This is a genomic window from Oleiphilus sp. HI0066 (genome assembly GCF_001635725.1).
In genome coordinates this window covers 1-859 of record NZ_LWFH01001442.1, presented here as the reverse complement: position 1 = coordinate 859, position 859 = coordinate 1, and the positions used below count along the sequence as shown (strand labels likewise).

General features: G+C 41.6%; 1 protein-coding gene. It reads left to right on the top strand.

Features of this window, described 5'->3' with window-relative positions; translation table 11 throughout:
• Positions 1 to 815: heparinase II/III-family protein (locus A3738_RS22060; RefSeq protein ID WP_197473963.1), on the top strand; the 815-nt coding region annotated here is incomplete at its 5' end.
• Positions 816 to 859: the final 44 nt, after the last annotated feature.

Here is an 859-nt window from a genome sequence, read left to right as displayed (position 1 = left end):
CCCCCCCTGTTGAACATATATTTTCGTTTGCAAAGCGACTAGGGATAACACATCAACCAATCGAACAGGGCATCACAACATTTGAACAAAGCGGCTACAGCCGATTACAAAAAGATGATCGCATTATTCTGTTGGATCATGGAAACGTTGGGCCCGACTATTTACCAGGCCATGCACATGCAGATACGCTGAGCTTCGAATACTCATACAAGCAACAGAGAATAATCGTTAACTCCGGCACATCGATGTATGGGGCAGGAAAAGAGCGGTTGCGACAACGGCAAACGCCAGCCCACTCAACAGTGGAATTTAACCAACAAAGCTCGTCTGAAGTCTGGGACGGTTTTCGGGTCGCCAAACGTGCCTATGGCAGATTAATCAACGCGAGCTCTAGCAACGAATCCTTTAGTCTAAAAGCATCGCACAATGGCTATAAACAGCTAGGCAATCAAAATGAACGAGGCGAACATCAACGAACATTAACGCTTGATGAGCACGCTTTGATAATTGAGGATATTTTTAAACGCTCATCTAAAAAGGTCGATAAAAAAACGTGCGAAGGCACCATTTACTTTCATTTTCATCCTGAAGTAAAAATCGAAAAATTAAACCCTCACTTAGTCAAACTAGTTATTGATTCAGATACTAGGGTCAGCAATCAAAAAAGTATGCTTATAAAAACTGAAGATATGATCAAGGTTAAAGAAGGCACTTGGCACCCTTATTTTGGAATGAGCATCCCAAACAAAAGCATCGCAGTAAAAATGAGCAAAAACAGCCACATCACAGTAATTGAGTTCGAAAGCGAGAACTAATCTTGAAGCTACTATTCCTTTCATTTTATTTTACGCCGGACCTA